Consider the following 3,031-nt stretch of genomic DNA (forward strand, 5'->3'; position numbering starts at 1 on the left):
CCGTCTTCGCCCAGGCGTTCCCTGCCCCGACCCGAGTGCCCTTCGAACAGCCCATCGGTGAGCAGTACAAGCCCCGTGCCGGCCGGCAGATTCAGCTGCTGAGGGCCCCAATCGCCGGCACGCACGCCCAGGGCCGGCCCACCGGGCGGCTCGACCCACTGCACGGTGCCGCGACCATGCAGCAGCATGCCGGGATGGCCGGCCCGCACAGCGGTGATGGGACCGGTGCCGGGAGGGATGGCCAGGCTCAACACCGTCGCGAAGATGCCCTTGCCGGCGCGTTCGGCGTGAAGGATCCGCTCGAGTTGGCGCATCCGCTCCGAGCCGCGTAGGCCGGTGAAGGTCAGCGTGCGCCAGGCGATGCGCAATGCCACACCGAGTGCGGCCTCGTCAGGGCCGTGTCCGGCCACGTCGCCGATCAGCACGTGGACGGTCCGGTCCGCGGTCTGCACGAAGTCGTAGAAGTCGCCGCCAAGCAGGGCGTTCTCACGGCTTGGCCGGTACTGCGCGACGATTTCCACCCCGGGGTCGTCCAGCAGCAGCGGTGACGGGAGCAAACCACGTTCCAGTCGTGCGTTCTCCCGGGCCCGGAGCTGGCTGGCGTGCAACTCCACGGCGGTTAGCTCGGCACGCTTGCGCTCGATTGCATAGAGGACGGCGCGTCGCAGTGTTTCGGAGTCCACGCGGCCTTTTACCAGGTAGTCCTGCGCGCCGGAGGCCACCGCCGAGACGCCGAAGTGCTCGTCGTTCAGGCCGGTCAACACGATGATCGGCAGCGTCGGGTCGTGCTCGGTGACGCGCTTCAGCGCGAAGATGCCGTCGGCGTCGGGTAGGTGCAGGTCCAACAGGACGCAGTCGGGACGGGCGAACGCGAGCTCGCGTTCAGCGTCGGCCATGGTCTGCGCCCACGTGAGGCCGATGTCCGCCGCCGCGTCGGCGATGAGTTCCTCGACCAGCAGGCCGTCGGCCCGGTCGTCCTCGACCAACAGTAGCGACAGCTTGTGCCCGGCTACGCTACCGACAGCGCCGACCTCGGGCGCAGACACGGATGTGGCGTCAAGTGGCGCGCGCATCGGGCATCGGCAATCACGTCCTCTCGTAACGTCACCCGGTCGCGCTGACCCTCTGCTTCAGTGACAATGCCTCGACAATACCGAGCCGCGTTCCTCGCTTCAGCCGGTGCTATCCAGGCGCGTGGTGAGCCGGGCCGACTCAGCTCCGGCCAGCAAGGTCGCCCATCACCAGTCCTTCGCGCCGGGGGTCGGCGCCGCCGATCCAGCCCGAGCCGCTGCGCGCAATCGCCGACAATCCGCTGGACTGATCGGCGACGTCAACCTGGTGTCCAAGGGCTCGCAGGCCTTCAACCAGCGGATCGTGGTTACCTCCGTCGGAATTGTCGATCGCGGGATGCTCGCCGCCGACATTTGTTATCGGCGAGTTCGTCGCACCGAAATCCACCGCTGACACCGCCTGTTGGGGATTGAGCCCCCAATCCAGCAATGAGACAAGCGTCTTGGTCACATGCTGGATGATCGCCAACCCGCCCGGTGACCCCGTCACCGCGCTCAGCGGTCCGCGCCCGGACGGTCCGTGGTCGAAGATCAGTATCGGCGAGATCGAACTGCGTGGCCGCTTTCCGGCTTGGATGCGGTTGGCGACGGGGGTGCCGTCGGGAGTACTGGGTTGCGCGGAGAAATCGGTCAGTTCGTTGTTCAACATGAATCCGTCCACCATGTGGAATGAGCCGAAGTTGGACTCGATGGTGGTGGTGAACGATGCCGCGTTTCCCTGGGCGTCGACGACGCTGATGTGGCTGGTGCCGTGTTCGGGTGGTGGCGGCGCATCCGTCGGTGGCGCGCCGAAGTTTCCCGGCTGCGCCGTGCCCATGGTGTGCTGCTGGGCCATCAGCGCGGCTCGCCCGGCCAAGTAGTGGGTGTTGAGCAACGTGTCGGGCGAGCCGCCGGGAAGCGGCACGAAATCGGTGTCTGCGACGTACTGGTATCGGTCGGCGTACGCGAGCCGCTCGGCTTCCGTGACGAGGTGCACGCCCATCACGGACGGCCGGCCACCGTTGAGGTCGACGCCGGTGGGCGGAAAGTTCCGCATCGGGAAGTTAGCCAGGGTGCCCATGGTCGCGAGCACCGCGATGCCACCCGAGGGCGGGGGTGTGCTGCAAAGTTCATGTTCCCGGTAGGCGATACAGAGCGGATGTCGTTTCCGGGCGGCATAGCCGGCCAGATCAGCTGGCGTCATCAGGCTCGGTGTGCGCCCTCCGGTGGTATCTGCTGCCGCCGCAACCAGGTCGTGGGCGATGTCTCCGGTGTAGAACACCTGCGGACCGTCAGAGGCGATGGCGCCCAGCGTCTTTGCGTATGCCGGGTTGGTGAGGTGAGTGCCCGTGGTCTTGGGGCTGCCGTCTGGGTTAACGAAGTATGAGGCCGCGGCGGGATCGGCGCGCAGCATAGGCGCTGCATCGCTGACCGCAGCCGCTAGCCGCGGACTAATGGCAAAGCCATTGTCGGCCAAGCCGATGGCGGGACTGAACAGGTCCCGCCAGGGGGTCCTGCCGTGTTCGTTGTGGACCAGCTCCAAGAGTCGTAGGATGCCCGGAATACCGATCGAGCGTCCCGATGCGCGCGGATTTGGTTGCGGCAAAGCATGATTCACATCGTCGATCCAGCGAAGGTAGTTTTCCGTCGCTGCCGCTGGCGCGGTTTCGCGGCCGTCGTAGGCCTGCAGGGAGTTGGACGCGGCGTCGTAGTAGAGCAGGAACCCGCCGCCGCCGAGGCCCGACGACTGCGGCTCCACCAGGCCCAGCACCGCCTGAGCGGTGACTAGTGCGTCTGCAGCCGACCCGCCGTCGCGCAGTACCTGACAAGCCGCTTGGGTGGCCAGCGGGTTGGCGGTTGCTACCGCGTAGTGAGCCGTTCGCACCGCCGTCATACCGCGGCGGTAGCCGGTGGCGACCTCGGGGCCACTGGCAGCCTTCGCCGATGTCTTAGGTGCCGGTGTGCCGTTGACGACGATCGCG

Annotated in this window: 2 protein-coding genes; both read right to left on the reverse strand. The window is 67.2% G+C overall.

Annotated elements, in window-relative coordinates:
* Nucleotides 1-998: fused response regulator/phosphatase (locus VFA16_RS16715; protein WP_324968890.1), on the reverse strand; the 998-nt coding region annotated here is incomplete at its 3' end.
* Between the two features lie 214 nt (nucleotides 999-1,212).
* A complete protein-coding gene (locus VFA16_RS16720; protein WP_414687746.1) occupies nucleotides 1,213-3,027 on the reverse strand; it encodes a gamma-glutamyltransferase family protein in 1,815 nt (604 codons plus the stop codon).
* Nucleotides 3,028-3,031 lie beyond the last annotated feature (4 nt).

It is taken from the genome of Mycobacterium sp., from assembly GCF_035653355.1.
GTDB lineage: Bacteria > Actinomycetota > Actinomycetes > Mycobacteriales > Mycobacteriaceae > Mycobacterium.